Origin of the sequence: Brucella anthropi, from assembly GCF_046630315.1 — a bacterium.
Classification (GTDB): Bacteria; Pseudomonadota; Alphaproteobacteria; order Rhizobiales; family Rhizobiaceae; genus Brucella; species Brucella anthropi_A.
The window spans coordinates 1-26070 of the sequence record NZ_LQBD01000013.1 but is presented as its reverse complement, the minus strand read 5'-3'; the positions used below and the strand labels follow the sequence as shown (position 1 = coordinate 26070).

Genomic DNA, 26070 nt, shown 5'->3' with positions numbered 1-26070 from the left:
AATTGTAGCGCCGGCCAGATGTCGGTTGAAAACCGAAGCCAAAGGCTTTTTATCGTCGCAATCCCGGCGCTACTATCAAGGGAATGAACGCTATTATGGAAGCTGCAAATTGAAAGAAGACGCCCACGTTCTGATCGTCGATGACGACAAGGACATACGTGACCTTCTGCACGAATTCCTCAAACGCCGCGGCATGCGCGTTTCCGTCGCCCATAGCGGCGACGAGATGCATGATGTGATGAGCCGCACTGCCATCGATCTGATTATTCTCGACGTCATGCTGCCCGGCAAGAGCGGCATTGAGATATGTCAGGATATCCGCCGCCATTCGCGCGTGCCGATCATCATGCTGACGGCGATTGCCGATGCCGCCGACAAGATACTGGGCCTTGAAATCGGTGCGGACGATTATCTGGCCAAGCCGTTCGATCCGCGCGAACTGCTCGCCCGTATCCGCGCCGTTCTAAGACGGCTGGAGAACAACCGTGGACCAAGCCGCCCCGTCACGCACAGCTACCGTTTTGCCGGCTGGACGCTCGATTGCGCGCGGCGGCGTCTTACATCGCCGTCGGACGTGCGCGTCGAGCTGACGAGTGCCGAGTTCAATCTGCTCGAAGCCTTCGTCAAAAGTTCGCAGCATATACTCAGCCGCGACCAGCTCATGGAAATGGCCGGAAACCAGGCGGTTTACGGTTATGATCGAAGCGTCGATATCCTTATCAGCCGGCTCAGGCGCAAATTGAACGACGATCCGCGCTCCCCGCAGATAATCCTCACCATTCGCGGCGGCGGCTATCAGTTCGGGCATCAGGTCGAATTGGAATGAGGTTTCCCTTTCCGCGCTCTCTGCCGAGCTGGCTTCTCACCATTCTGATAAGCGGCCTTCTGATTACGCAGATCGCAACGCTCTGGATCGTCTCGCAGGATCGCGAGGATGCAAACAATGCGCTGGAACTCTTTCGTCTCAGCGAAAGGGCGACAGCGCTCGTCAAGCTGCTCAGCACGACCCCGCTTGGCGACTGGAACAATCTTGCGGTTCGTCTGACCAATTCCGGCCAGGCGATCACGATCACGGCGCAACCCGATGTGCCCTCCGTACTGGCCAGTGAAGACGACCTTGCAGAACTGGAAGATGTGCTTGTCGCGCGGCTGGCGCGTTACGGCGTGATCGATGCGCGCATACGCCGGAACAAACTCGCACATGGGCTTCACGCCGCCCTGGCGCAGAACCCCGACAATGTCGATATGGGCGATGTCGAGAAACAGATCAACGACCTTGCTGCAACGACGAACCAGAGCGCCAGCCTCACCACGTCGCTGCAGTTCGGCGACGGGCGCTGGATGAACTTCACCACACGGATCACCCCAGCCGATCCGATCATCACAAGCGAAACCATTCCGCTTTTTGCGCTTGTTGCGCTCAGCGTGGTTCTCGTCGCCATATGGGCGACCCGCCGCCTCACCGCTCCTTACCGCGTGCTGGAACACGCCGTACACCGGATCGGCGGCGACCTTAAAAGCCCGCCATTACCCGAAGATGGCAGCCGGGAATATAAAGCCGCAGCAAAGGCGGTGAATACGATGCAAGCCAGATTGCTTGATTACGTGGCTGAACGCGAGCAGCTTGCGGCTGCGCTGGCGCACGATCTGCGCACGCCGCTAACCCGCGTCCGGCTTCGTCTGGCGCTGGTCGAAGATGAAGCGCTTGCAACGTCGCTCGCCAGGGATCTCAATGATATCGAGGCGATTTCGCGCTCGGTCATCGACTTCGCTACATTTGAACTGGCCAATGAAGAAAAGGAAAAAGTCGATCTCTGGTCGCTTCTCCTTTCGATCGCCGATAACTATCCGCAGGCCACGCTGGATGAGCGAAACTCCGACCGGCGCGATGCCATTGCCTGTTGCCAGCCGGTTTCGATCCAGCGCAGCATCACCAATCTCATCGACAATGCCATTGCCTATGGCGGCAAGGCCGAACTGTCGCTTCGGCATGAAAACGACGAACTCGTGCTGCGCGTGAAGGATGATGGTCCGGGCATTCCGGAGAACCAAATTGAAGAGATGTTCCAGCCCTTCAACCGAGCCGACAAGTCCAGGAATCGTGAGTCCGGCGGTTTCGGCCTCGGCTTGACGATTGCGCGCAATGTGGCACGGGCCAATGCGGGCGATATCCGGTTGATGAACGATCCATCCGGCGGGCTGGTCGCCGAACTGCTTTTGCCAGCCTGGCGGGAATAATAGCCCCCCGGAAGCGGGCCTTCGGCATGGCGCGTCCGATCTCGCCATCACCCCTTCACCGCGACGGTCGCCGATATGCTTGTGATCGCCAAAGGCGTCTCGCAGTGCCTTCGCAATTAAGCCTGGCCGGATCCATCATGACAGTCCGGTCAAAACGGCGAATATCGGCAAGCCCTGATTTGTCCCGGCGGCGCGCGCCGGATTGATCGGGTGCAGAACAAATCTCCCTTCGGATATGATGCATGAGATGCGCTATATTCAACCCATGGCAGTATCAAAAACGGGTGGCCCGTCATCATAAAAGATGACAAGCTCGTCAAAACAAGCTATTGATAGATAAAGAAAATTCTATATTTGCCGTATACCTCGCCCCTCGCTTCCGGACGACACGCGTATGAACGAAAAACGGAGCTCGCAGGCTTCCAGGCCGCAAAACCCAGCCAGACCGTTCCTCGAGAATGAACGCCCGACATTGAAGACGATAGCGTTCATGACCGGCCTTGGTGTGACGACGGTGTCGCGCGCCTTGAAGGATGCGCCGGAAATAGGCCCGGAAACGCGAAAACGTGTGCAACTGATCGCACGGCAGATTGGCTATCGTCCCAATCGGGCTGGCGTACGTCTTCGGACCGGCAAGACAAATGTTATCGCGCTTGTCCTGAACACGCAGGACGAGATCATGGGCTTTACCAGTCAGGTCATTCACGGGGTCGCGGATGTACTGGCAGAAACGCAGTACCACCTCATTCTCACGCCCTATTTTCATTCGCGGGCGCCGATCGAGCCCATTCGCTATATTGTCGAAACGGGGTCAGCCGACGGAATCATTTTCTCCCGCACGGAACCGGACGATCAACGTGTTCATTATCTGACGGAACATGATTTTCCCTTCGCCACGCATGGCCGCACCGATACGGGCATCGAGCATCCCTATCACGACTTCGATAATTTTACTTTCGCGCTGGATATGGTCGGTAAACTCGCTACGCGCGGGCGAAAGCGGCTTGCCTTGCTGGCTCCCCCCGCGCATCTCACCTATTACCGGCATATGGCGGGCGGATTTTATGAAGGGCTGCGAGCCTTTCATTGCAGCGGATCGCCGCTCGAAGGCGTGGATCTGGACACGCCGCTTGAAGATCTGCGGCAGCACGTGGCCCGTCTGATGCGAAGACCGGAGCGGCCGGACGGTATCATCTGCTCCGGCAGTGCCGCGGCCCTGGCCGTTGTTGCAGGCGTCGAAGACGCCGGATTGAGCATAGGCAATGAGGTCGATGTGGCAGCCAAGCAGTCGACGCAAATCCTGCACTGGTTTCGTCCGGGCCTGATTGTCGTCGAGGAAAATTTCAAGCTGGCCGGGCAGCAGCTTGGAAAAGCCATCCTTGGCCGCATCAACGGCGTCGATGTCAAGTCACTGCAAACCATCGGGTAAGAATGGGCGGAGGCCACTTCGTCCCTACAGGAACGAAATAGCCTCCAATCGCTCGGGAGGAGCGATGCAATCTCAGTTTGCCGCCCGTCTTTTTCCGTTTTCTGCTGGCCGCAGCAGGGCTTCTGCCGCCGCAACATCCAGTGCTTCCGGGCGCGTACAGCGTGTTTCGATATCGATAAATCGCTTTTCCTCACCCGACCTAAGGATAGCCAGCATGACATCGACCCCATGCAATGCGCGTTCCAGCGAACAGCGCATGTCACGACCGTCCAGAATGGCTGCCGCCATATCCGCCAGGCCAACGGTCCTGTAATTCGCCATCATACCTTGCGCATGCTGCTCATTGGCAATCCCAAGAGGGTGGTCCCAATTCTCAACAAGCCCGGCAGGCTCTCCCGGCTTCGCCAATTGCACGTCCCCGCCAAAAAAATTCGGGTCGGGCAGATAGAGCGATCCTTCGGTGCCATATAATTCCATGTTCGCGTGGCGATGGGCCCAAACATCCCAACTTGCCGAAAGGGTTATTGTTGCACCCTGTTCGAATTCCAGCAGCGCATGAATGGTCGTCGGCGTCTCGACAGGAATGGTTTCGCCCTTGCGCGGTTCGGAACTGATCGTCCGTACCGGCGTCGCGGCTGACGTCAGGGCCGCGACACGTTTCACAGGTCCGATGAGGTTGACGAGATTGGCGATATAATAGGGCCCGAGATCCAGGATCGGCCCGCCGCCCTTTCGGAAGAAAAAGTCCGGATTCGGATGCCAATGCTCCATGCCATGGCTCATGACATGACATGTGCCCGATGTAATGCGGCCCACCGAACCGCGATCGATCTCGCGGCGCGCCAACTGGTGCGCCCCACCCAGAAACGTATCCGGCGCGCATCCCACCTTGAGATTGCGGCCATCGGCAAGCGCCTTCAGTTCCAAACCCTGTTCCATCGAGAGAACCAGCGGCTTTTCCGAATAGGCATGTTTGCCCGCAGCCAATATCTGTTTCGTCACGGCATAATGGGCGTCCGGAACCGTCAGATTGACGACGATATCGATCTCGTCGTTACGAAGCAGTTCATCGATGGACTGGGCCTTTACGACGAACTCCTCCGCACGCGCTTTCGCCGCCGCGGGATCAATATCGGCACATGCCCTGATTTCGATGCCCCGAAACATGGGAGACAGCCTGAGATAGGCCGCAGATATGTTGCCGCAACCGATAATACCGACACCAAGTGTCCTGCTCATGTCGTTCTCCCGCTCAAAAATGTCTTACGGTTTCGATGGAACGGCTCGCAAATCGGGTATCGTCCGACGGATTATCGTGTTCCATGACGAAATAGCGGGCCGGTGTCTTGCGCAAGGCCGCAAACAGGGCAGCCCAATCAACGGTTCCGTGGCCGACATCCTCCCAGCCGTCTTCGTCGGCGTTCTCGCCATTTGCGGCAATGTCCTTCACATGAACTGCAAGAATGCGGTCGCCATAACGCTCGATCCATTCAAGCGGGTCAGCGCCACCCTTGATGATCCACGCAATATCCGCCTCCCATGCAAGATCGGACGAAGCGTCAAGAATATGCTGTTGCGGCACGGAACCGTCGGCCAGCGGGCGGAACTCGAAATCGTGATTGTGCCAGCCGAACGCATAGCCCGCCTTGCGATAAGGCTCTCCGGCTGCGACAAGACGCTTGCCGAACGCCTGCCAGCCGGCAACGCTGTCCGGGCGGCGATCCGCTTCGAGATAAGGGCAGAAAATCGCCTTCATATCGGCGACCTTTGCGATTTCCAGAACCCGGTCGACATCGTTTTCAAGCATATCAAGACCGAAATGCCCGGTCGGCATGGAAAGCCCTGACGCATCCAGATCATTCTTCAACCGCGCCGGATCGCCGTAAACTCCGCCATAGCCTTCGACCCCACGATAGCCGAGGTCGCGCAGCATGGTGAGCGTGCGCTCCAGCGGCTGGAAATTGCGGGAGCTGTAAAGTTGGTAGGAATATCCGTTCATGTCCTCATCCTTGGCACTCTATCCAGAATTGTGTCGGGCTTTCTTTCGGGCAAAACTTTCCCGCGCGGTCCGAAACCGTCTTCGGTCCGCCGACTGAAAGCCAATGATTTCGCCTCTTGCTGAAGGCTCTTAAGGGGCGCGTTTTTCGCTATTCATCTAAAGCCTCTCCTCCGTTTGGGCATCGAAAAGCGACAGGGCATCGGGTTTGAAGCCGATCCTGACCGTTTCGCCTGCCCGATAGCGTTTACCGGCCTCAACCCGCGCGGATAGCGGATGCCCGTTGAGGCGCAGCCAGACCAGACTGTCGGCGCCCATCGGCTCATCCAGATCGACGACGGCCTCAAAGCCATCCTCAGCGCCCAGCCTCACATGCTCCGGGCGAATGCCGAGCGTGGCCTTGCGTCCCGGCGGCAGCGACCCGTCATATCCGTCCAGACACACGGCGCTCTCTCCGATATGGAATATGGGCTTGCCGTCTTTGGCAGCGATTTCGCCTGAAAAGAAATTCATCGATGGCGAACCGAGAAAGCCCGCGACGAACCGGTTCTTCGGTCGATTGTAAATCGTGAGCGGGTCGGCCAGCTGCTGCACCACCCCGCCTTTCATCACGGCAATGCGATCCGCCAGCGTCAGGGCTTCGATCTGGTCATGGGTGACATAAATCATCGTATTGCCGAGCTTCTGGTGAAGACGCTTGATCTCGACGCGCAATTCGGAACGCAATTTTGCGTCGAGATTGGAAAGCGGCTCATCGAACAGAAACACATCGACATCGCGCACCAGTGCGCGGCCGATCGCGACACGCTGACGTTGCCCTCCCGACAGCGCCGAGGGCTTGCGTTGCAGCAGGGGCTCGATCTGGAGGATTTCGGCGGCGCGTTTGATCCGCTTGTCGATCTCCCCTTTCGGCAGGCCGGCAACGCGCAGGCCGAAGGAAAGGTTTTTTTCAACCGTCATCTGCGGATAAAGCGCGTAGGACTGAAACACCATGCCGATGCCGCGATCCTTCGGTTCTTCCCAGGTGACATTGCGCCCCTTGATGAAAATACTGCCTTCGGAAATGTCGAGAAGACCCGCCACGCAATTGAGCAGCGTGGACTTGCCGCAACCGGAAGGCCCGAGAAGCACGAGAAATTCGCCCTCGCCGATTTCCAGATTGAGATTTTGCAGCACGTTGACCGAGCCGAAGTCGAGCGACAGATCCTGGATGGAAACGCTTGAACTCATGAACTCATCCTTTCACTGCGCCGGCGGCGATGCCGCGAACGAAATAACGGCCGGACAGAAAGTAAACGAGCAGCGGCACGGCCCCAGTCAGAAGGGTGGCAGCCATATTGACGTTATATTCCTTCACGCCCTGCATGGAGTTGACGATATTGTTGAGCTGAACGGTCATCGGAAAATTCTGCGTTCCGGCAAACACCACGCCAAACAGAAAATCGTTCCAGATACCCGTTACTTGCAGAATGATCGCGACAACGAAGATCGGCAGCGACATCGGCAGCATGATCTGGAAGAAAATGCGCCAGAACCCGGCTCCGTCGACACGTGCCGCCTTGAAGAGTTCCGGCGGCAGACCGGCGAAATAATTGCGGAACAACAGTGTCAGGATCGGCATGCCGAAGATGGTATGGATGAAGACAACGCCGGTCAGCGTGCCGAATATCCCAAGCTCGCGCGTAATGATGACGAGCGGATAAAGCATGACCTGATACGGAATGAATGCCCCGAACAGCAGGATCGCAAAGAATATCTCCGATCCCTTGAACTTCCAGTTTGCCAGTGCATAGCCATTGACCGAAGCAATGGCGATGGAAACGATCACGCTTGGCACGGTGATCTTGATCGAATTCCAGAAACCCGCGCTGATGCCTTCACAGTAAAGGCCGGTGCAAGCCTGGCTCCAGGCCTTGACCCATGGTTCGAAAGTGATCTCGACTGGCGGTGAAAAGATATTGCCAAGCCGGATTTCGGGCATGCCTTTCAAGGATGTGACGACCATCACGTAGAGCGGCAGCAGATAATAGACGGCAGCGACAAACAGGACGCAGTAGAGCATGATGGTTGCAGGCGCAAAGCGACGTTTCGGCTTGCGTCCCCAGGGTTGCGATGCCTGCTTCGTTGCCGAACCGACCCTCGAGTGAACGGCGTCGGCCCCGGTCGGCGATTGTCTGTTCAGGACAGCTTCCGTCATCGCGCTTTCCTCCGGCTGTATTCAAGCATCGTCCATGGAACAAGGATGACAAGAACGGTGGTCAGCATGACCGTGGAAGCGGCAAGCCCCTGCCCGAGATTGGCCCAGCCGAACATGAAGTCATAGACATATTTCGCCGGAACTTCCGACGCTATGCCGGGACCGCCATTGGTCATGGCAACAACCAGATCGTAGAGTTTGACGATGCCGGTCGCGATCAGCACCACCGTCGTCACCAGAACAGGGCGCATCATGGGCAGGATGATGAAAAGGTAGGTTTTCCATTTCGGAATGCCGTCGACGCGCGCCGCCTTCCAGATTTCATCGTCGACATTGCGCAGCCCGGCCAGCATAAGAACCATGACCAGGCCGGTCATCTGCCAGAGCCCGGCAATGACAATCGCATAGATGACGTAGGTGCGGCTCGACAGGATCGCCATTTGGAAATTGTCGAAGCCGATATCGCGGACGACTTTCTCCAGGCCGAGCTGCGGATTGAATATCCACTGCCAGACGAGGCCGGTCACGATGAACGACAGGGCATAGGGATAGAGAAAAATCGTGCGGAACGTGTTTTCGAAGCGAATTTTCTGGTCCATCAGGGCTGCGAGCACGAACCCTGTCACGAGCGAAAAGCCCATGCAGAGAATGCCGTAGATCGCAAGGTTTCGCACCGAGACATGCCAGCGGGTTGCGGAAAACAGGCGCGTATACTGGTCGAAACCGACAAAGTTCAACATCGGCAGCGACTTGGAAGATGTGAACGAATAGAGCACTGTCCAGAGCGTACAACCGATGAAAACCACGAGAACCGTCGCGATCATCGGAAGTGCGGCAACTTTCGCGTTCAGATTGCGAAATATGCCGGGCGGTCTTCGACGATTGCCCTCTTCGATGACGGCCATTGCTATCCTCCCTGTCCCGTTTTTCGGGAAATCCCGCACCATCGTCCTCATCGACCGTGCGGGACCTGAATGAGATTATTGTGCCTGCTCGATAATCTCCGCAAAACGCTCCTGAATGTCATCGACCGCCATGTCGGGATTGGAGAAAAATTCGGCGACAAGACTTTCGATCTGCCCCTGCGTATCGGGGGCACGCAACTGTTCCACCGACGGAACGATATTGTCCGGGTCTTTCAGAATATCGATGCCCGCACGCATACAGCTTGAAGCTGAATCGAGATCGACATCGCCACGGATCGGTAGCGAACCCTTGGCAAGATTGAACGCAACCTGCGTTTCCTTGGAAACGAGCATGCTTGCAAGCTTCAGCTGCGCCTTGGTGATTTCCGGGTCATTGTTCTTAGGAAAGTAGATCGCATCGCCGCCCGTATCCAGATACGGATGCAGACCAAGACCGGGCAGGCAGTCATAATCCTTGCCGGCAACCTTGCCGGCGGTGCCGAATTCGCCCTGCGCCCAGTCGCCCATGATCTGCGTGCCGGCGCGGCCGGTCAGCACCATATTGGTTGCCTCGTTCCAAGAACGGCCGACATAACCGGGGTCGGCCAGCGAGCGCGCCTCCGCCAGCGCCTCAAAAACCTTCTTCATTTCCGGGCCGCGCGCCGCTTCGGCATCCTTGTCCTTGTTGACCTTCAGATAGAGGTCTTTGCCGCCGATTGCGGTTGTCAGCACGTTCAGCATACCGTTCACCTGCCAGCCGTCCCCGGTTGCCAGCGGCACGATGTTCTTTTCCCGCAGCCTGGGTGCCGCAGCGACAAGATCATTCCAGTTCTTCGGCGGTTCGGCACCGGCATCACGGAATGCCTGCGGATTGATCCACATCCATTCCCAGGAATGAATGTTCAGCGGCACGCAATAGAGCCGACCTTCATAAGTACAGGAGTCCAGAAGGCTCTTTGGCCGAATGAAGTCAGCCCAGCCTTCCTTTTCAGCAAGCTCGGTCAGGTCTGTCATCAAGCCGCCCTGAACCAGTTCCTCGGCCTGCCGCCCATGGTTGAGCTGGGTGGCCCCCATGGGATTGCCGCCGAGAATACGGCTGATAATGATGGGGCGCGCGGTAGAGCCGCTTCCGGCGATGGCGCCATCAACCCATTTATCGCCGCCGAGCGCGTCATATTTTTCAGCCAGCACCTTGACCGCCGCGGCTTCACCGCCGGAGGTCCACCAATGCGTGACTTCGAGATTGGCCGCTGAAGCCGAGCCCACCATTGTCAGCGTTGTCATAGCCAGACAAACGGATGCGGCAAGAATCTTTGTCCTTCCAGGCAACATTCCATATCCTCCCAAATCTGAAACGTTACAGGTATGGTATTCAAAAAGCCTTCGCTTGCAAGCCCTTAATTGTCAGCCTCTGGAATTTCCTATGCGCGCCCATATTAATGCATTGATTATGCTATTTTTAATATAGTTCATACTTCGGGAGAAGAAGAGATTTTTTATGCCATATAATGCTTGCCGAGATGCAGGCATCGCTCTCACCCAAAGAATCTGTAACGTTACAGATTGATCGCAATGCCGCAAAAAGGGGCGCTCGGGAGAACGCCCCTCACAATGGGATGTGGAAAATGGCGAGGGAAGAAGCCGCCGCTACGTTGTTCGCCACGGTCTTTGCGACCATGGCTGCGTTGCAGCGCGTGAAAAGCCGAAAGCGGCCGTTCCGTCATCTTGCCACGGCATGGGCTGCACGCATGCGGAACGCAACCGCCTGTTGCTGAGAACGGGATATTTCCGTCAAAGGAAGCAAGGCGAAATATCTTGTCGTCCGAGATCTTCGAACCGATGACCTTGCCTGTTAGCGCGCAGACAAGAGCGGGAGGGATGCGTCGATTTCCCCATTTCCACGTTTGGAATTCAATATTTCATCGGGGTTCATTTCCGATACCAAAGCGGCCAGCGCCAGCCGTAGATAAAGAGGTGCGTCGGTACGGTCTATCGCTTTCAACGCAATGCGCGAGATACCGAGGGAATGGGCAAGTTCCTGCTCGGACGTGTTCAGGGATGCACAGATCCCCGCGAGCTTTTCATATGCGCGTCTACCCATTACCGTTGTACCCTCCTTTGAATGATGCGGTCTGTTCGACCTGCCATTACCGTCGCCGGTTCAGATGTTCAGCTTCACACTGTTCCCATCGTGGCTGCGTCTCGCCGTTTCCATGCAAACATTGTCAGAATGCCGGGAGCGTCAACCGGCGTGGCACGCCCCTTCGTGCTGAAGTCTGTTCAAAGCGCCCCGACGGCTGCCGCAGTCCCAATAATACAAGGGTATTTTCTTTCATTAGGCAACGTAAAATATCGCTGATAAAATGAAACTATTTCACAAAACCAGGGCAATGAGCATGTTGCCTGTCGGCGCCGACGAAGCGCCACCGACACGGTCCTGCCACGAATGGCGGACCGATTTTCAATCCACGTCGATTTCATGCACCGGAACTACTGCGGCGCTTCGCTTGAATCATCCCGCCGAAACTATAGCTCTGCTTTTAAAAATCGTCCCTGTGGCGGATCGATTGCAGATAGGCATAGGCTGTACCCAAAAGCACGGGTACAATCACCAAAGCGGTCCAGAATAGAATATTGCTCATCTCTGCCCTCCCTCCCATGGTGCGTAGCGATGTGCATTGTGCATTTCTGCATATGTTATTCTAACACGCAAAAGACCGGTTTGTTCCAGATTCTTAACAACGGGTTAATAAAGCTATACATGGCCGGTCGGTTGCGATGACCGCCATGAGCCAGCGTCAGGATTTACACGGCATGGCGCACTATTGGGCCGCTTCCGATAAATCCGCGCTTGCCGCAGCTTTCTTCTCCAGCGACATGACTTTCAGATTGCCGGAAAACAGGATACCGGTGATCGGAAGAACCGGCTCCGCGGGCAGCTCCTCGTGGTGGGCACTGTCTTTGGGGACATGCAGCTTGTGCTCCACGCCCTCGTCGGCTCCAGACAGGATCAGCGCCACATTTCCGCGAGCCTCCAGCAATTTCGCGCCGTAAAGAAACTCGAAACTCAGCATCGACACGAGGAACTTGTAGGTGCCATCACGCACGCCTCCCTTCATCATCGCAGCGCGATGCACCTCCCCGCCCATTGCCACATCAAGCGGCGGAATACGCGGATCGCAGACATAGCCAAGCGCCAGCAACTGCCCGTTATCCACCTCAAAGCGCATTCTGTCCGAGCCAAGATCAAGCGCCGAGATCGAAAAGCGGCGGTTGCTGTACTGGACCGGCACGCGGCCAAGCCGCTTGCAAAGCTGCTCGCCGCTCAAAGCCCGCGCATTGGCGAAATGGTCGGGATCGATGGCGAATGGCAGCGCCTTGGGACGATGCGGAACCGACAAGGCCGGTTCGAGAACATCGGCGATCAGATTCGCGACGATGGTTGTCGAAACCGGGCGCGCATAATGGCCCTGATCGAGATAGAAGGCCGGATTGCTCACGACATCGCGGCCATATTGCTGCATCAGCATTCGTGAAACATCGGCGGAGATGGTTCCATACCATTGCGAGATGTAATGGATGCCCGCATCAATTGAAGGAACGGAATTCAGAAAGGAGCCATTGCGCGCGCCGAAGATGAGCGTTGCAATGCGAAGGTTCGGATTGCGCTCAAGCGCGTAGCGTATGATCCCCTCGTAAAACCGCGCCCAATGGCGGAATGGGCGCCGTTCATCGCCGTAAACAAAAGCATCGTTGATCGCATATTCGATCAGCAGCAGCTCGCACTCTTCAAGCCGTTCAAACTGCTTGAGCTGATAAAGGCCAAGCGCGCTCGTCGTGCCGCCGACCGCAAGATCGGCGAGGATATCGAGTTCCACCCCGCGCCGCGCCATGGTCGACAGAAGTGTGGGCAGATAGCCCGGCAGCATGACGGTGTTGGAACCGCCAATGATCACAGTCTTGAGTTTCATTGCGTCACCGTTGCAGCTTTACCGGCCGGCGTCAGCGCGCCGCAGCGCCACACACCATACGTGCTTGCATCCCAATCAAAATAATAGGCGGCTGCGATCCGGCCGCTATCCATCATCTGGCGAAAGCGGTCGCGGGCCTTCCCGACCAGTTTTTCGCGATTATTGTCATTGGCGGGGCAGGCCTTGGATGTGTTGGCAAAGCCCCATTCCGTGATCCAGCATGGCTTGCCATTGGCGCCGCCGCAAAATGACAGCGCATTGCTGATGTGTTTCGCCCGTGCGGCCTGCGTGCCGCTGCTGCCCGGATAGATGTGGATGCCATAGCCATCGGCAGCTTCATCCAGGCCGTACTTCTTGAGAAGATCGGTAAAGGCGGCAGGCTCGACCGTATCTATTCCCCGCCGGTCGGCATCGATGAAGGGAATATCGGACAGGCCCGCAGATACTACCTTTGCCCTGGCGCTGTGTCTGGTTTGCGCGAGTTCCGCACGCACGATGCGCAAAAGTTCGACGTATTTTTCCGCACCCTTTTCGACGAGGGGAAGCTCTTCCATCGCGTCGAGTGAGCGAGCGGTCTTCATCTTTGCCTTGGGCAGAATGGCCAGATCGCCATTATAGGCGCCCCAATTGATCTCATTGCCGGGTTCGACGGCAAGCAGTGGCACCCCAAGCGCGTCGATCTTCTGCAAGGCGTCCCCGACCACCTGCTGAAAACGCTCCGGCGATATGTCGGAAAGCCGATACATATCCCAGATGCGTCCGCGTCCAGACCGGGGCTTCGTTCCCTCCGGATAGAAATCCGCATTGTTGAGCGAGATTTCGAGCAGGACGGCCAGTCCTTTTTCATGGGCCAGACGCACGGCATCGATACTTTGATCGAGCGGCCTTGTCAGGGACAGCCTGACCGCCGCCACACCGTTCTTCACCATCTGGTCGAAGATCTGTTCGCGCTCGGCGGGCTTGAGCCAGGCCATATTGACCCGGTTGACGCCAAAGCGCGTATCGGCAAGAGCCCCACCGGGTGCCATGGCAAGCAAGGCAGCGCCAAGCAGGACTGCCATTGCCCGTTTCCTGCCCCCAATGCTCCTGCCGGTTTTCATCAGCGGATACCGATATCCTTCAGCGCGCCATTGAAATTGGCCTCGCATTCCGAATAGCGATTGATGGCCGCAGGCACATCGATCCTGGAAAGAAAGTCGCGCAGATATGCCTTTTTCTGTGGCTCGCGATTCCAGACGCTTGCCTCGATATGCGGAAATCCGACGAAGCCCAGCATTTCACGCATACGATCATCAACGGCGATCATCAGTCCCGGAATACCCGACTGCATGCCGATGATCGTGCCATGGAAGCGGCGGCTCAGACCGAAATCCTGACCGGAAATCCAGCTGCGCCATTTATGCGTGTCGAAAAACACCAGCAATTCATTCTTGCGCTGCCATTTTTCCATATGCTTGTAATCGACAGGCGCGGTGATGCGGCTTGCGGCCTGATCGTAGGCTTCCGCATGATCTTCCACCGCCATGTTCATGTTGTAGACGATGACTTCGTCCTGAATGACATAGCTTGCGACGCTGTCCTTTTCGAGCAGCGCATGCGCATCGACAATCGTATCGGCCACGCTGCCAAGATAACCGCCAAAGGAGATTTTCTGCGCATCGGCAAGCGTCGGGTCGGCAAGACGGGCCAGAGAGCGCTTCATCTGGTCGGGTGCATAATAGAGCGACGGACACCCGGTCGGACGGACATATTTCATGCCCGCATCCTTCAGAAACGCCTCGGTGAAATGCCCGCGCGTGAGGAAAAAACTCTCCTTGCGGCGCAGGATTTCGAGAAACCGGCGCGTGCCTTCCGGCAGTTCCGCCTTCAGGTTTTCCTTCTTCTGAATGCCGATGCCCATGACCACGATCGGCATGTTCAGCTTTTCAAAGACGAAGGATTCCGTCGTGGCCGCATAGCCGGGGCGCAAAAGATTGGCGGAAGCAAAAAGGCACAGATCGAAGCTCTCATTCAGCTCCGCATAAGTATCCGGCGAATTGAGACTATTGGCCAGATGCCAGAACGGCACATAGGTCACATCATGGCCGCGCACGGCGTTGGCCGCGCCCTCGCCGATGAGATAATTGCCGGTATTGGCAATCTTCTTGACCTGATCGATCACATCCTTCCTGGTGCGGATGGGCTCGAAATAGGGGCGATGCTTAACGCGCGCCCCGGAAACACTTTCGACGGTCCGCATCAGATATGACGGGATGCCGGTAATCATTATGCGCATGATGATCCATCTTCGCTTGAATTGATAAAACTGCTGGACAAAGCTCCAGGATCAGCCAATGCCGATTTCTGACAGCACGCTTCGGAAATTCCGCTCCCGAGCCGAATAGTTTTCGATGACGTCGGGAATGTTCATCGCAGCGATATGATCGCTGACGAAAGCGCGACGATCATTGGCAGCATTGAGATCACGCGCATCGATCTTCGGCAGGCCGGAGAAATTCAGCATCTCGCGCATGCGGTCATCGACAGCGACCATCAGGCTCGGCACGCCCGCCTGCATGGAGATGACATTGCCATGGAAGCGGCGACCGAAGGAGAAATCCATGGTCGAGCACCAGGCGCGCCATTGATTGGTATCGAGAAAGGCGTGAACGCTGATCTTCTTCTTGAGATCGCCCGAGCCCTTGTAGGTCAGCGGGCCGACGAGTTCGCCGGTGGTTGAATCATAGGCGCGGCCATTGGCATCGGGTTCAAGCTGCATATCGAAATGCAGAAGCTCGTCCTGAACCACATAGGCCGAACATCCGTCATTCGAACCGAGTGCATTCATGTCACCGATGGTTTCAAGTTCAGCCCCCATATAGCCGGTGAAGACGGTGCGGCCCTCGCCGACCTTCACATCCGGCAGACGGCTGATGGCCTTGCGCATATTGTCCGGCCTGAAATAGAGCGACGGACAGCCGACCGGACGGACATAGGAAAAGCCCTGGTCACGCAGATAACCGGCTGCGTTTTCGCCGCGCGTGAGAAAATAATGTTCGCGGCCTTTCAACACTTCCAGCAGTTTCTTCGTGCCCGCAGGCAAACCGTCCTCGCCTTCAATATCGGGCCGGTTCTGAATGCCGATGCCAAGCATGACGACGGGCATGTCGAGCCTGGACAGAACAAGCGCTTCGGCATCCGCTGAAAGTCCCTTGCGCAGAAGGTTTGCGCAGGTGAAGACGCAGATATCGAATTCCTTGTTGATCTCTTCCAGTCCCGTTCCATTATTGACGCAATTATAGAGGTGCCAGAACGGAATGTGCCGGGCCGTCGGCAAAAGCGCCGTCATCGCACCTTCGCCGATCAGATAATTGCCGGTATTGGAGATATTCTTCAGCTCCTGGATAAAATTATCCCTGGATTCGGAATCCCGCTGCTTTTCCGAGTAATGGACCTGCGCCTTATCCGCACGCTGGATGAGGCGCGTCAGATGGCTCGGAATGCCCGTGACGAGGATTCGTGGATTGGTTGGGCGGCTCATAGGTCGACCTTTCTGGTATAATCAGGCAACTGCGCGGCCGGGGAGAACGGCGGTCGCGCTGGCATCGTCTGCAACATCCGGCTGGGAAGACCGGGATTTCGGATAGACGGGACGTATTTCGTTCGCCCAGTCGGTAAATTCGGAAAATGCCGCGCTCCATGTGCGGTGGGCAGCGGAGGCGAGTGCCCCTTCGGCGGTCCGCATCAACGCATCGCGATCCTGTGCAAGAATGGTCAGGATGCGCGTCATGTCGGAGACGATCTGCGCGTCATTGCCATTGCGAATGAGAATGCCGTCGCGGCCATGATTGATAAGCTCGTCGACAGCACCGACGGCGGTTGCCACCGGCACGCAGCCAAGCTGCTGCGCCTCGGCGATCATCAAGGGCGCGCCTTCCCAGCGCGACGGCATCAGCAGGACATCGGCCCATGCGAGATGGTTCGCAATGTCCTTGCCGTCGAAGACCGGCGGGGAAACCTTCACGCCTGCTTCCTTCAGGCGCGTCATCCACGATGCGCTTGGATCGTCGGACAGGATTTCGCCGCCGATGGCCTGCGCCTCGAACGGAATACCCTGCTCTTTCAGCTTGACAATTGCGTCGTGCAACCGGTCGATGCCCTTCTGACGGTCGAGCCGTCCCATATAGAGGATACGCATCGGCTCGCCCTTGCGGCCCTGCTTGCGCGCTGCGGTGACTTGCTCCCGCTGTTTTGTATCGATTGAAAAACTGGCCCCGTTTGGCACCGAGAACACTTTTTCAAACGGCACGCCAAAACTGTGCAGATAGATTTTCAGCTGATCCGAACAGGTGAGAAAAGCGTCATAGGCGTGTTCGAAAGCAATTGCCGCATAGGGCTGACCGGCCTGACGGCGGAAGACCGTTTCGTCCACCACATGCAGATAGCAGGCGGTGCGCGTGCCTTCCGAGCGCAGCTTCCCCATCAGGGGATGCGCGGCCATGACGTGGTTGTTCACCACCAGATCGAAGCCGGAAAGCTGGCCGCGCAGGATGCTCCAGTCGAGCGGATGATCTTCCGTGATGAAGTCCTGACCGAGGAAGCGATTTGTGTCGCCCCAGGCCGGGATGCCCTCCTTCCAGAAATGCAGGTAATCGAAGGCCTGATCGAACTCGTCGAGCACATCCATGCGTTCATTGCCGAGCACGAAGAGATGGGTTTCGAAACCCTGGTTCTTCAACTCGCGGCCGGCGGCATAGGCAACCTTCTCCGCCCCGCCGAAAGAGGCGTTCGGCACCAGAACGGCAGCGGTCTTTTTCCTTGCCGGGTTATGCGCCAGCGGCAGAACCGGCCCGCCGCCAAGTTCGTTGCGCAAGACCCGATACATGTCCGACAATGCCGGCAAGCGGCGCGGGCGCCAGGTCCAGCGCGCGGACGCGCTCTGCTTGAGCGGGCTTGTCGCAATCGATGTCACCAGATTGAGCATCGACTGTTCCGGCCGCGACAGGGCACGGCGCTGACGAACGCGCGGGAACGGGAAGCGCACCTTCATCAGCGCCGATGTGGGCCACAATTGCTGCGTGCCCAAGGATGTGAACCAGTCCAGCGCATCGTTTTCGATGATTTCCTTGATCAGTCTGGTCGAAACGAAAATCAGATCGGCATGTGGCTGGCGCGTGCCCGACGGCATGATCTCGGTGTCGATCCGCCGCTCGTCTTCGACATTGGTCAGTTCCACAAAGACGATATTGGCCTGTTCCGACAGCTTTTCGAGCCGCGACAATATATTCGGCAGCAGCCGCGACCGCGCCAGAAGCTTCAGCGTTTCCGTGTTGGACGAGGCCAGAAATGGCGGAAAGTGAAAATTATCGGGCTCGGAAACGCTGCCCCAGAATGCGCGAATGACATCATCGAATTTCAGGTCGGATGTGCCAAGGCCAAGATCGGTGAAAAGGCTGACCGTCCCCTCGCCTGCCCGGATCACGCCATAGCGCGGACATTCCTCATGTTCGAAACCCACAAGCGTCGGGCGTCGGAACAATGCCTTGTGCCGCTTGCGCAAGAAACTGATCGAGCCGGAACGGTCGCGATTGGCTTCCTTGAAACGGCTTTCCGCACGTAGGCGATACTCAAAGCCGGTATCGTGACAGGGTGCGCCGACGAATCCCGCTTCAATCGCCGAGAGCCAGAACTCCCAGTCTTCAAAGCCATTTTGCCGGTCGTCATCGAAACGCACACCGCTGCGGAAGACATCCGCGGAAATCATCGATCCCGTATCGCAGATATTGTCGGTGATGCAGTGGATCAGCCGCGAATAGCTGTCGCCGTAATGCGCGCGCCAGTTGACCGAAAACGTGTCGATATTGGTGTAGACCCAGCCCGCATTCGACGCCAAAAGCTTGCGATAAAGCGTGTCGATGGTATGCGGCTGCACCCGGTTGTCGGCATCGACGAAATAGACCGCCTTCACATCCGGCATCTCTTCGAGAATATAGTCGACAGCACGATTGCGCGCGCCGCCGGGACCGGCATTCTCGCCGAAGATGATGTGAATGTTGGAATGCGCTGCCGCATAAAGCGTCAGGCTGTCGAACACCTCACGGCGCGGATCGCCATCGACCGATACCACGATCTGCGTGCGGAAAACCGTCTCTGATGCGAGAATGGTTTCCAGTGCTTCGAGCGCAAGCGCCGCATGGCCATAAAGCGGCATGGCAATGACGATCAAATCCTTCGACCTATCGTACATTCGCGGCCTCTTTGGCTAATTCCTGAACCGGGCGCGCCTCGACGTGCTTGACCAGCCGGAAATTGAAGACCTTGAGCCAGGAAAAATCGACGGAATCCGCAGCCGCCCTGCTCAGCACCACCAGATCCATCGTGCGGTCGATCGGTTCTTCAAGCATGAAGTTGATGTCGATCGGGCGATTGGGCGCGACTTCCGACCAACCGCTGAACAGCACCTGTTGACGGCGGCGGTCGAGACTGGAAATCGCGTTGATTTCCTCCTTCACATCGGACGCCAGATTGACCAGCAATAGACCAACCGCACAGGGCTGCCCTTCGGGATGATCGATCACGGCGCGGGCGGAAATGCGCACCGTTCCCGGCGCGACCACACGGCGGATCGCAGCCGCGGTGACGCCCTCCTCAAGCGGGTGACAGCCAATGGCATCTTCATGTTCCAGAAAACGCACCGTCGGAAAATCCGGCGTAATGGGCGTAACGGAAACATTGGCCACATTGCGCAACAACTCGATCGGCAGGCGATAATCATCGACCTTGCGGCCATTCATCAGCGCGGTCGGCACAATGGCATTGGGCAGCGATGCGGGACGAACACCCGGCAGGCCGGTGAAAATCCGCAGCGCCAGCGGTCGCATGTCGAGATCGGCATGCGGAATGCGGGCCCGCGCTGCATAACGCTCATTGGCGATCACATTGCCGAGCGACAGTTCCGGTGGAACGCCGCCCGTGGCGGATATGCGCAGGCGCAATGTGCGATGACTGCCGTCGCAGGCCTTTGGAAGCGCGAAGAAATTCCATTCCGAATGCAGCGTGCCGTACGGCACCAGCCATTCCGCAATGCCTTCGCCGCTTTCCAGATAGTCCAGCGTCACAATCAGCTGGCCGTTGCGGTTGGCAGGCAGATCGCGGAAATGCAGGGCGAAACCGGACACGGCATAGCTCGAAACCGGAAACAGTTGCTCGATCTCCGATTCGCGCAGCAGGCGTGCAAACCCCTCATCCTTCGGATCGACCAAAGGGGCATGGCTGAAGATTTCGGTCGACGAATCCCAGTTGCGGGCGTGGAATGCATCCTCAATCGCCCGGTAATTCTCAAACATCGTCTCGCGTTCGCGCCGCAGCATGGCAAGCTCGGCATGGACCTTGCTGACATGGCCGACGAGACGGTCCAAACTGCTTTCGAGCAATTGCGTGACCAAGTGCGGCACAGTCTCCGGCGTCGTGTCGTCGATGCGCACAACGGGAAGTTCCGGAATGGTGCTCAGACGATAAACCTGCTCCAGAATCGTCTTCAGCTCGTTCTCGCCTTCCTGCGATGCGGCAACCGCCACAAGAGGAAATGTATTCGCCAGCCGAAGACGTCTTCCATCGCCTTCGACAAAGGTGGTCAGCTCGCCCAGAGACGTCGCTTCCAGGGCTTCACGATCACGCATCGAAGCAATGGCATATCGGCGGGATTTCCGCGCCGAGATCGCAGGAAGTGGTGTGCTCAACATAATCATCCATTGTGTGAGGGCCGACTTGGGAGTCTCGGCCTGCCGCTACAATCAGAAAATACAGATTATGTATTGTCAACAGCGATATAGCATCAACTATATGATAATATTGCGAATATTTGAAAAGGTTTTAATTCAAAATTTGAAACAAAGTCACGATATATTGATATTACACCGTAAACACACTGAAATACGATATTTTATATTTCATTATTGGGCTTTCCATGCCCGATTATCGCCACATACTCGTTATCGCCCGTTCAATACTGCATCGATCAAGGTTTTTTGCTGCCGTAAACAATCCGACAACCTGAACCGGTTTTCCACCGTGCGGCGCGCGGCTGCCCGCATCGGAAGGCATGCATCCGGGTCGCGCAGGACGTTCAGGATCACTTCGGCCAGCACATCTGTATCAAAAAAGGGCACCAGCAGGCCGTTCTGTCCCGAGCGGATCACTTCGCGCACAGGCGGCGTGTCCGAGCCGATGACAAGCGCACCGCAAGCCATCGCTTCCACGACCGACCAGGACAGGACGAACGGGTAGGTCAGATAGATATGGGCCGTCGATATCTGATAGAGCTTGCGCAACTGGCCATGCGCAATCGTGCCCGGAAAGACGACACGATCAGGCGGCAGATCGAAATTCTTGATGAGATGCTCGCGCCAGGAGCCTCCCCCCGGCGGCGGCGTTCCGTAGCTGACGCCATCGCCGCCGACAAAAACGAAGATTGCGTCGTCGTTCTTGCGAATAACCTTGGCTGCCGCTTCAAGCGCCTGGGGAAACCCGCGATAGGGCTCGAGATCGCGCGCGACGAATGTAATCACGCGCGATTCCCCTGCTTTCAGCGTCCGCCCATCCGGCAACTGGATCGTGGCATGGCGATCGGGATAGAAAAGCTTCGTATCCACGCCTTCATGCACCACGGCAATGCGATTGTGCACCGAACGCGGATAAAGACTTTTCTGCCAGTGCGTAGGGCTCAGGCCACCGTCGATCCCCTCAAGGGTAATGAGCTGCGCCATGTTGCGCAGGCGCAGTCGCTTGCGGGTCTCGATATCGGGTCTGTCATCGGGGGCGAACCCCACATCCGCGCCATTGGCGCGATAAAAGAATTCACAATAGCCAAGCGCCGGTGCCGCGGGCAGCACGTCCTTGACGAACATCATGCTGCCCCAACCGATATGGCCGACGACGATATCGGGCGCCTGACCGTGATGAGCCATGGATTCCAGTGTCTCTGCCACGCGGTACCCGATCCTCGTGTGATGATCGGGCACTTCAAGATATCTGGCCATCGCACCGCCGGTGCGAGGCCCGGTTTCCACTCTGTGGCGGATGACGCGGACCGCTGGAAGGCGACGGTCCACTGTCTCGCAGATCAGGCTTACATCATGTCCGCTGGTGGCCAGATTTTCAGCCAGCGCAGCGAACTGGCCGAAGCCACGCCTGTGCACAAATGCTATACGCATGTTACAAAACGTGCTCGACCGACGGCCGAAAATCGCCGCGACGCATCAAATGCCGAACCGTGCGGCATTACCCCACACGAGTTCCAGTCTGTGCAGGGTCTGATAGGCGATCTCCAGATTTCTGAGATCATCTTCATCCCGCGTGAGAATGTGATTGTAGGCCCGGCTTGCGTTTCGCAGGCTGGCACACAGCCGTTCACCCTTGTCCGTCAAGCGAATACGCGCGGATCGTTTGTCCCTTTGCGAGGCAACGCGATCGACATAGCCACCGTCGGTAAGCTGTTTCAAATAATAGGAAATGTTGGAACCGACATAATGTCCGCGATCCAATAGTTCACCCACAGTGAGCTCGACATCGCCGATAGCCATCAGAACCAGGGTCTGAGCCGGGCCGATATCTTCCACGCCCAACTTCGTCAGCTCGGTTTTCAGCAAGCTCACAAAGCGGCGGTTCACTCGTTCTATCATCCGGGCCAGTTCGAAATGCGTGATAACGACTGTATGAACCGGATGTCTGCGTTCCTGTTTTTCGGCGGTGACTTCAGGAAAATCAACGGCAGTAAAGCCATCGACTGATGTTTCGACTTCCACTCCCTCGTGTAGAAGTTTTTGCATCTTTTTCTCTCCATTTTCAATTTTACTTCAAATTTTGAAGAAATTTTCGGTTATATTTTCTTTGCTCCTTTCGCATTTCCCCGCCTCAAGAACCTTTTTTCTGTCACATTCTCTACAGTATTACTTTACTGATATTGAGAACCTGACCACAGTTTTTAGGGATATCCGCCACCTGTGACCATTCCAAGGCAGATAGCGTATGAATGATACTCGCGAAATCAGTTCGATTGGCAAGAGCCCCACACACAAAAAGGGGCAGGACGATTCTGTAACTACGCCCAAAGGCCTGATTTTCAAGGCCCGCCGCGTTTTCCTGTCGGGGCTGCTTTATGCGGTGCTGCTGAGTGCCTGTATCAATTTGCTACAACTCACTGTACCTCTCTATATGTTGCAGGTTCATGATAGAGTGCTGAACAGCCGAAGCATGGATACGCTCACCATGCTGACCCTGCTGGCTGTCGGCGCCATGCTGGTGTTCGGCGTGCTGGAGTTCATCCGATCGCTCTCCTTCCAGGCCATGGGAAGCGCGCTTGTGCGCCGCCTCAATCTCGCGGTTCTGACCGCCGCCGTGCAGGCTTCGGTGAACCAGGGCATGCCGAAAGCGACCCAGACCCTTCGCGATCTCAACGAATTGCGCAGTTTCCTGACCTCACCCGCCATCAATGCACCGCTCGATGCGGCCTGGTCGCCGATCTTTCTCGGGGTTTTGTTCCTGCTTCATCCGATGCTGGGCGTGATCGGTCTTGTGGCTGTCATCATTCTGGTCGCGTGTGGCGTGCTCACCGACCTCCTGACCCGGAACCTGATCCAGGAAGCGAATCAAGCCAATATCGAGGCTGTTTCGAAAATCGGCGGCAGCCTGCGCCACGCCGAAGTCATCGAAGCGATGGGCATGCTCCCGGCGCTCGCCCGCCGCTGGCGCACGATGCAGGTTCAGGCGCTCGACGTGCTCGACCTCGGCGGAACGCGCGCCCGCGCCCTATCCTCGATTGCCCGCACCGCGCGTTTCATCATTCAGATCGGATCGCTCGGCATCGGTACGCTGCTTGCCATGCAGCAGGAAATCACACCCGGCGCGATGATCGCGACCAGCATCATTATCGGTCGCCTGCTGATGCCATTCGACCGAATCGTCGAAAACTGGCGCCAGTGGGTCAGCGCAATCGCCAGCTGGAAGCGCGTCCAGTCATTGCTTTCGGAAAATCTGGCCACCCGCCAGACCATGCCCACGCCGCGGCCCAATGGCGATCTCGTGGTCGACAAGCTGATCTATGCCGCTCCGGGTGTCGACGTTCCGATCATCAAGGGTATTTCATTCTCGATGTCGCCCGGAGAAGTGCTGGGCGTCGTCGGCCCTTCGGCTGCGGGCAAATCGACACTCGCGCGATTGTTGATCGGCATCGTCAAGCCCACTTCCGGCGGCGTCTTCCTCGATGGAAACAATGTTTATCTTTGGGAACGCGGTTCATTCGGCGAGATTGCGGGCTATCTGCCGCAATCGGTCTCGCTGCTGGACGGCACCATCAAGGACAACATCGCCCGCATGGGTGACAGCGACCCGCATCGCGTGTTGGAAGCCGCGCGCCTTGCCGATGTGCATGAAATGATCGGACGCATGCCGCTCGGCTACGATACGCCGGTCGGCGACGGTCGCTTGACACTGTCCGGCGGCCAGCGCCAGAGAATCGGGCTTGCCCGCTGCCTCTACAACCGCCCGCGCCTGATCGTTCTCGACGAACCCAATTCGAATCTCGACGCCATCGGCGAACGCGCCCTGATCCGCGCCATTGAACACGCCCGCGACGATGGCGCCATTGTCATCATGATCGCACATCGGCCCTCTATCATGCAGGTCGCTGACAAGCTGCTGGTGCTCGAAAACGGACGCATTTCGCAATTCGGTCCGCGCACCGATGTCGTCGCCTCATTGACACCCGCCAATACCGGCCCGCAAACAGGAGCAGCAAACGCATGATGGGTAAATCTGTCATTCCTCGTCGTGTTTCCAGCCTGCTCGCGCCGCGTGCAGAATCGGCGGATCACAAGGCTCTCACCCGTTTCGGCAGCGTCAAACCCGAATGGGCGCTCGATCTGGAGCGGGAGGATTCGCGCTCGCCCCTGCGCGGTCTCATCATTGCCGGTCTCGCCACCATTGGTGTCGCTTTCGGCGGATTTTTCGCCTGGGCCTATTCCGCCAATCTGGGAAGTGCCGCGGTTGCGATGGGAACGGTCATCGTCGATTCCAAGCGCAAGACCATCAGCCATCTTGAGGGCGGCATTCTGGATCGCCTGCTGGTACAGGAAGGCGACATCGTCAAGGTTGGCCAGCCGCTTCTCCGGCTTGACGACACCAAGGCGCGTTCCGATCTCCAGTCGCTCGAAAGCAGGCGCATCGGCCTGATCGCAAAACTGGCGCGGCTGCGCGCCGAGCAATCGGGCGAGAAGGAAATCAGCTTTCCGGAAGGGTTTGCCGATGGCGGCGAAAACGCGCAAAACGCCATCCGCGCCGAGAATATCTTTTTCCAGAAGCGGCTTGCGCAAAAATTGAGCAAGATCGACATCCAGCAGAAGACCATCGAGCAGTATACGGAACAGGCGAAGGCCTCAACGGCGCAGATCGCGGCCACCGACCGCCAGATCGAACTCATCAGCGATCAGCGCAAGGCCATTGCCAGCCTGGTTGAAAAAGGCTTCGCCCAGAAATCGAAACTGACGGAAATCGATACGCGCCTCAGCCAGCTTGCGGGCGACCGAGGCGAATATGCCGGTGACAAGGCGAAGGCCGAACAGGCAAAAGCCGGCGCTGAATTCGCCCTGACGGGTATTGAAAGCGACCTCCAGTCCGAGATTGCAGGTGAGATCACGTCGAGCCAGGTCGAGCTTTCGGATGTGCAGGAACGGATCGTTGCCGCCAAGGATGTGATGCGGCGCGTGGAGGTTCGCTCGCCGCAGGACGGGATCGTCGCCAATATCCGGCTGCGCACGCCGGGCGGCGTCATCGCGCCGGGCGAAGCGATCATGGATATCGTCCCGGAAAACGAGCCTCTGGTCGTTGAAATGAAGATCAGCCCGCGCGACATCGACAGTATCTCGGTTGGTGCTGGCGCACAGATCCGGTTGACTGCCTATAATCAGCGTTCGATGGCGCCGCTCGATGGCAAACTGACCTATATAGCCGCCGACCAGTCGCTGGATGAAAAGACCGACACGGCGTTTTTCGTGGCCCGTGCCGAAATTACTCCGGCATCCCTTGCCGCAAATCCGACGGCCCGACTCTATCCCGGCATGCCCGCTGAAATAATCATCGTGCACAAGGAGCGCCGCGCCATCGATTATCTGGTTTCTCCTATTACGGATAGTTTGAACCGGGCATTCCGCGAAGATTAGCGGCGGGCGTATTTCAAAGTAAAAAACGATCAAAGGCTGAAACTACAGAAAACCCGAACACCGCGTATGAAACATCATACGCGGTGTCATATTATTGAAATATTTTGATTTTTAATGTTTTGCGACAGTATTGTTCAAATT

General features: G+C 57.2%; 20 protein-coding genes. 5 read left to right on the top strand and 15 right to left on the bottom strand.

From position 1 onward, the window contains the following. Window positions 1-109: 109 nt before the first annotated feature. From AVM02_RS08630 to AVM02_RS08620, 3 genes are all read left to right on the top strand, one after another. Window positions 110-826 carry a response regulator gene (locus AVM02_RS08630; protein WP_411506562.1) on the top strand — a complete coding sequence of 239 codons (717 nt, stop codon included), beginning with the start codon at window positions 110-112 and terminating at the stop codon, window positions 824-826. Then, window positions 823-2238, top strand: a complete 1416-nt coding sequence (locus tag AVM02_RS08625) for an ATP-binding protein (protein WP_411506561.1) — start codon at window positions 823-825, stop codon at window positions 2236-2238. Before AVM02_RS08630 ends, AVM02_RS08625 begins: the two co-directional genes overlap by 4 nt. Window positions 2239-2632: 394 nt before the next feature. After that, a complete protein-coding gene (locus AVM02_RS08620) occupies window positions 2633-3667 on the top strand; it encodes a LacI family transcriptional regulator (protein ID WP_411506560.1) in 1035 nt (344 codons plus the stop codon). Window positions 3668-3739: 72 nt separating this feature from the next. On the opposite strand, the gene AVM02_RS08615 is transcribed toward AVM02_RS08620, so the two are convergent. The 15 genes from AVM02_RS08615 to AVM02_RS08545 form a co-directional block, all read right to left on the bottom strand. Then, window positions 3740-4906, bottom strand: a complete 1167-nt coding sequence (locus tag AVM02_RS08615; RefSeq protein WP_411506559.1) for a Gfo/Idh/MocA family protein — start codon at window positions 4904-4906, stop codon at window positions 3740-3742. A 13-nt stretch (window positions 4907-4919) separates the two neighbouring features. Continuing rightward, a complete protein-coding gene (locus tag AVM02_RS08610) occupies window positions 4920-5666 on the bottom strand; it encodes a sugar phosphate isomerase/epimerase family protein (RefSeq protein ID WP_411506558.1) in 747 nt (248 codons plus the stop codon). A gap of 156 nt (window positions 5667-5822) precedes the next feature. Continuing rightward, window positions 5823-6893, bottom strand: a complete 1071-nt coding sequence (locus tag AVM02_RS08605) for an ABC transporter ATP-binding protein (protein ID WP_411506557.1) — start codon at window positions 6891-6893, stop codon at window positions 5823-5825. A gap of 4 nt (window positions 6894-6897) precedes the next feature. Then, window positions 6898-7860 carry a carbohydrate ABC transporter permease gene (locus tag AVM02_RS08600; protein WP_411506556.1) on the bottom strand — a complete coding sequence of 321 codons (963 nt, stop codon included), beginning with the start codon at window positions 7858-7860 and terminating at the stop codon, window positions 6898-6900. Next, window positions 7857-8765, bottom strand: coding sequence for a carbohydrate ABC transporter permease (locus AVM02_RS08595; RefSeq protein WP_411506555.1), 909 nt, complete (start codon window positions 8763-8765; stop codon window positions 7857-7859). Before AVM02_RS08595 ends, AVM02_RS08600 begins: the two co-directional genes overlap by 4 nt. Window positions 8766-8840: 75 nt before the next feature. Continuing rightward, a complete protein-coding gene (locus AVM02_RS08590) occupies window positions 8841-10097 on the bottom strand; it encodes an ABC transporter substrate-binding protein (protein ID WP_411506554.1) in 1257 nt (418 codons plus the stop codon). Window positions 10098-10617: 520 nt separating this feature from the next. Continuing rightward, the gene (locus AVM02_RS08585) at window positions 10618-10866 is read right to left on the bottom strand and encodes a hypothetical protein (protein WP_411506553.1); all 249 of its coding nucleotides are present in this window, start codon (window positions 10864-10866) and stop codon (window positions 10618-10620) included. Window positions 10867-11587: 721 nt separating this feature from the next. Beyond that, a complete protein-coding gene (locus AVM02_RS08580; RefSeq protein ID WP_411506552.1) occupies window positions 11588-12736 on the bottom strand; it encodes an SGNH/GDSL hydrolase family protein in 1149 nt (382 codons plus the stop codon). Beyond that, on the bottom strand, window positions 12733-13797 hold the full coding sequence (locus AVM02_RS08575) for a glycoside hydrolase (RefSeq protein ID WP_411506551.1): 1065 nt from the start codon (window positions 13795-13797) through the stop codon (window positions 12733-12735). Before AVM02_RS08575 ends, AVM02_RS08580 begins: the two co-directional genes overlap by 4 nt. 38 nt (window positions 13798-13835) lie before the next feature. Further along, on the bottom strand, window positions 13836-15011 hold the full coding sequence (locus tag AVM02_RS08570; protein WP_411506550.1) for a polysaccharide pyruvyl transferase family protein: 1176 nt from the start codon (window positions 15009-15011) through the stop codon (window positions 13836-13838). 51 nt (window positions 15012-15062) lie between these two features. Continuing rightward, window positions 15063-16256 carry a polysaccharide pyruvyl transferase family protein gene (locus tag AVM02_RS08565; RefSeq protein WP_411506549.1) on the bottom strand — a complete coding sequence of 398 codons (1194 nt, stop codon included), beginning with the start codon at window positions 16254-16256 and terminating at the stop codon, window positions 15063-15065. A gap of 21 nt (window positions 16257-16277) precedes the next feature. Next, window positions 16278-18962: a glycosyltransferase gene (locus AVM02_RS08560; protein WP_411506548.1), complete on the bottom strand. Its 2685-nt coding sequence runs from the start codon at window positions 18960-18962 to the stop codon at window positions 16278-16280. Continuing rightward, window positions 18952-20457, bottom strand: coding sequence for a DUF6212 domain-containing protein (locus tag AVM02_RS08555; protein WP_411506547.1), 1506 nt, complete (start codon window positions 20455-20457; stop codon window positions 18952-18954). Before AVM02_RS08555 ends, AVM02_RS08560 begins: the two co-directional genes overlap by 11 nt. Window positions 20458-20706: 249 nt before the next feature. Beyond that, on the bottom strand, window positions 20707-21927 hold the full coding sequence (locus AVM02_RS08550; RefSeq protein WP_411506546.1) for a glycosyltransferase family 4 protein: 1221 nt from the start codon (window positions 21925-21927) through the stop codon (window positions 20707-20709). Window positions 21928-21972: 45 nt separating this feature from the next. Continuing rightward, window positions 21973-22542 carry a MarR family winged helix-turn-helix transcriptional regulator gene (locus AVM02_RS08545; protein WP_411506545.1) on the bottom strand — a complete coding sequence of 190 codons (570 nt, stop codon included), beginning with the start codon at window positions 22540-22542 and terminating at the stop codon, window positions 21973-21975. Window positions 22543-22741: 199 nt separating this feature from the next. Between AVM02_RS08545 and AVM02_RS08540 the strand changes: the two genes are divergently transcribed. Both AVM02_RS08540 and AVM02_RS08535 read left to right on the top strand, forming a co-directional pair. Continuing rightward, window positions 22742-24517 carry a type I secretion system permease/ATPase gene (locus tag AVM02_RS08540; RefSeq protein ID WP_411506544.1) on the top strand — a complete coding sequence of 592 codons (1776 nt, stop codon included), beginning with the start codon at window positions 22742-22744 and terminating at the stop codon, window positions 24515-24517. After that, the gene (locus tag AVM02_RS08535; RefSeq protein ID WP_411506543.1) at window positions 24514-25929 is read left to right on the top strand and encodes an HlyD family type I secretion periplasmic adaptor subunit; all 1416 of its coding nucleotides are present in this window, start codon (window positions 24514-24516) and stop codon (window positions 25927-25929) included. The genes AVM02_RS08540 and AVM02_RS08535 overlap by 4 nt, the downstream gene beginning before the upstream one ends. The last annotated feature ends 141 nt before the right edge of the window (window positions 25930-26070 follow it).

Bases quoted from the DNA above. Each gene is read 5' to 3' on its own strand.
- AVM02_RS08625 (WP_411506561.1), top strand. From the start codon at position 823: ATGAGGTTTCCCTTTCCGCGCTCTCTGCCGAGCTGGCTTCTCACCATT.
- AVM02_RS08620 (WP_411506560.1), top strand. From the start codon at position 2,633: ATGAACGAAAAACGGAGCTCGCAGGCTTCCAGGCCGCAAAACCCAGCC.
- AVM02_RS08615 (WP_411506559.1), bottom strand. From the start codon at position 4,906: ATGAGCAGGACACTTGGTGTCGGTATTATCGGTTGCGGCAACATATCT.
- AVM02_RS08610 (WP_411506558.1), bottom strand. From the start codon at position 5,666: ATGAACGGATATTCCTACCAACTTTACAGCTCCCGCAATTTCCAGCCG.
- AVM02_RS08605 (WP_411506557.1), bottom strand. From the start codon at position 6,893: ATGAGTTCAAGCGTTTCCATCCAGGATCTGTCGCTCGACTTCGGCTCG.
- AVM02_RS08600 (WP_411506556.1), bottom strand. From the start codon at position 7,860: ATGACGGAAGCTGTCCTGAACAGACAATCGCCGACCGGGGCCGACGCC.
- AVM02_RS08595 (WP_411506555.1), bottom strand. From the start codon at position 8,765: ATGGCCGTCATCGAAGAGGGCAATCGTCGAAGACCGCCCGGCATATTT.
- AVM02_RS08590 (WP_411506554.1), bottom strand. From the start codon at position 10,097: ATGTTGCCTGGAAGGACAAAGATTCTTGCCGCATCCGTTTGTCTGGCT.
- AVM02_RS08585 (WP_411506553.1), bottom strand. From the start codon at position 10,866: ATGGGTAGACGCGCATATGAAAAGCTCGCGGGGATCTGTGCATCCCTG.
- AVM02_RS08580 (WP_411506552.1), bottom strand. From the start codon at position 12,736: ATGAAACTCAAGACTGTGATCATTGGCGGTTCCAACACCGTCATGCTG.
- AVM02_RS08575 (WP_411506551.1), bottom strand. From the start codon at position 13,797: ATGGCAGTCCTGCTTGGCGCTGCCTTGCTTGCCATGGCACCCGGTGGG.
- AVM02_RS08570 (WP_411506550.1), bottom strand. From the start codon at position 15,011: ATGCGCATAATGATTACCGGCATCCCGTCATATCTGATGCGGACCGTC.
- AVM02_RS08565 (WP_411506549.1), bottom strand. From the start codon at position 16,256: ATGAGCCGCCCAACCAATCCACGAATCCTCGTCACGGGCATTCCGAGC.
- AVM02_RS08560 (WP_411506548.1), bottom strand. From the start codon at position 18,962: ATGTACGATAGGTCGAAGGATTTGATCGTCATTGCCATGCCGCTTTAT.
- AVM02_RS08555 (WP_411506547.1), bottom strand. From the start codon at position 20,457: ATGTTGAGCACACCACTTCCTGCGATCTCGGCGCGGAAATCCCGCCGA.
- AVM02_RS08550 (WP_411506546.1), bottom strand. From the start codon at position 21,927: ATGCGTATAGCATTTGTGCACAGGCGTGGCTTCGGCCAGTTCGCTGCG.
- AVM02_RS08545 (WP_411506545.1), bottom strand. From the start codon at position 22,542: ATGCAAAAACTTCTACACGAGGGAGTGGAAGTCGAAACATCAGTCGAT.
- AVM02_RS08540 (WP_411506544.1), top strand. From the start codon at position 22,742: ATGAATGATACTCGCGAAATCAGTTCGATTGGCAAGAGCCCCACACAC.
- AVM02_RS08535 (WP_411506543.1), top strand. From the start codon at position 24,514: ATGATGGGTAAATCTGTCATTCCTCGTCGTGTTTCCAGCCTGCTCGCG.